At 69.7% G+C, this 2,211-nt stretch carries 3 protein-coding genes; 2 read left to right on the plus strand and 1 reads right to left on the minus strand.

Features of this window, described 5'->3' with window-relative positions:
• On the minus strand, nt 1-421 hold a 421-nt coding region (locus tag JMF90_RS34200), incomplete at its 3' end, for a LysR family transcriptional regulator (protein ID WP_201326086.1).
• Nucleotides 422-549: 128 nt separating this feature from the next.
• Between JMF90_RS34200 and JMF90_RS34205 the strand changes: the two genes are divergently transcribed.
• Both JMF90_RS34205 and JMF90_RS34210 read left to right on the plus strand, forming a co-directional pair.
• Nucleotides 550-1,437 carry an NAD(P)-dependent oxidoreductase gene (locus JMF90_RS34205; RefSeq protein WP_226292069.1) on the plus strand — a complete coding sequence of 296 codons (888 nt, stop codon included), beginning with the start codon at nt 550-552 and terminating at the stop codon, nt 1,435-1,437.
• A gap of 54 nt (nt 1,438-1,491) precedes the next feature.
• Nucleotides 1,492-2,211, plus strand: a 720-nt coding sequence (locus JMF90_RS34210; protein WP_201326087.1) for an aldehyde dehydrogenase family protein, incomplete at its 3' end; no start/stop codon positions are given.

Raw genomic sequence — 2,211 nt, forward strand, 5'->3', positions numbered from 1 at the left:
AGATCTTGCGGATCACGTCGTTGGTGCTGCCCACGTCGAGGTTGACGCGGATGCCGGGGAACTGCCGGCAGAACTGCTGCATGGGCCCGGCCAGCAGATCCGAGACGAAGCCTTCGCCGAGCACCAGGCTGACCTGGCCGGTCTTGAGCCCGCGCAACTCCTGCAGCCGCGAGATCAGGTCGTCGCGGTGCGCGAGCTGCTCGCGGAAATACTCGATCACGCAACGTCCCGCCTCGGTGGGCGTCACGCCGCGCGCGTGGCGCTCCACCAGGGTGGCGTCGAGCTCCTTCTCCAGCAGCCCGATCTGGCGGCTCACGGCCGAGGGCGCCACGTCGAGCCAGTCGGCCGCGGCGCGGATCGTGCCGCAACGCACGGCCTCGTAGAAATAGACGATGCGGCTGTCGGTCAGGGTATCGCTCATGATTCGGGTGTTCTAAAAAAGAGAACAATATCAATATTGGCGTTGATTGATTATACGGATCGCCGGACCGAACATCGTAGCCATGCAAGGCAGGCGCAAGCTGGCGCGCCGGCCTCGAACCAACAGCTATCAGGAGTCGTCGGATGAAAACGGTGGGCGTGATCGGTCTGGGCAACATGGGGCGCGGCATGGCGGGTTCGCTGCGGCGCGGCGACTACACGGTGCTCGGCTACGACGCGGCGCCGGGCGTGGCGCTCGCGCTGGCCGAACAGGCGGTGCTGTCGGCGCGCGATTCGGTGGCCGGGATCGCGCGCGACGCCGACGTGCTGCTGCTGTCGCTGCCGACCTCGGCGGTGGTCGAGGCGGTGGTGCTGGGCGCCGGCGGCGTGCTCGAGAACGCGAAACCGGGCTCCATCGTGATCGACACCACCACGGCCGATCCGGACAGCACGCGGCGCGTGGCGGCGGCCCTGGCCGAACGCGGCATCGGCTTCGTCGACGGCCCGGTGAGCGGCGGCCCGAAGGGCGCGGCCACCGCCACGATGACCATGGTGTTGGGCGGCTCGGACAGCGATATCGCGGCCATCGAGCCGATCCTCGCGGCGATCAGCGCCAAGCGCGTGCATGTGGGGCCGGTGGGCGCCGGCCACGTCACCAAGCTGCTCAACAATCTGCTGACCGGCGTGCACCTGCTGGTCGCCAGCGAGGCGGTGCGCACCGCGCGCGCGGCCGGCGTCGATCCGGAAAAGCTGGTCGAGGCGCTCAACGGCGGCTCCGGCCGCAACAGCGCGACGCTGACCAACTACCCGACCTGGATCTTCAATGGCAAGTTCGATTCCGGTTTCACGATGAAGCTGATGCGCAAGGACGTGCGGCTCGCGCTGGGCCTGCTCGACCAGTTCGACAGCGTCGCGCCGGTGGCGCGCGAGGCGGCGCGCGTGTGGGCGGCCAGCGAGGGTTCCGTCGCCGACGGCGAGGACTTCAACCGCATCGTCGACTTCCTCGACCCGGCCTGAGGCGGGGCAGCCCGCGCCACGATCCCGCTCGACTTACCTGTACGGAAACCTGACATGACCCAGCACGCAGACCAGTTGCTCGCCGCTTTCGCGCACTTCTTCCCCGGTGCCGCCACGATCGGCTCGTATATCGACGGCGAACTCGTCGCCGGCCAGGGCGACACGATCCAGCTTTACGATGCGGCGACGGGCGAGGCCACGCTCGCCTATCGCGACGCCGGCGCAGCCGTGATCGACCATGCCGCCGAAAGCGCACGCCGCGCGCAGCGCGAATGGTGGGCGCTCACGCATGCCGCGCGCGGCCGCGTGATGCAGGAGGTGGCGCGCGCGATCCGCGCCGAGGCCGACGCGATCGCGCGGCTGGAGGCGCTGGGCTCGGGCAAGCCGATCCGCGACTGCCGGGGCGAGGTGGCGAAGGTCGCCGAGATGTTCGAGTACTACGCGGGCTGGACCGACAAGTTCTACGGCAGCGTGATCCCGGTGCCGACCTCGCACCTCAACTACACGCGCCGCGAGCCGGCCGGCGTGGTGCTGCAGATCACGCCGTGGAACGCGCCGGTGTTCACTTGCGGCTGGCAGGTGGCGCCCGCGGTGGCGATGGGCAACGGCGTGCTGCTCAAGCCGTCGGAGCTCACGCCCTTCACGTCGCTGGCGGTCGCGAAGCTCGGCGAGCGGGCCGGGCTGCCGCGCGGTCTGGTCAACGTGCTGGCCGGCTTCGGTCACACCGCCGGGCAGGCCGCGATCGCGCATCGCGTGGTGAGCAAGGTGGTGTTC

Source organism: Burkholderia sp. E168m23 (genome assembly GCF_016586125.1).
Classification (GTDB): Bacteria; Pseudomonadota; Gammaproteobacteria; order Burkholderiales; family Burkholderiaceae; genus Burkholderia; species Burkholderia orbicola.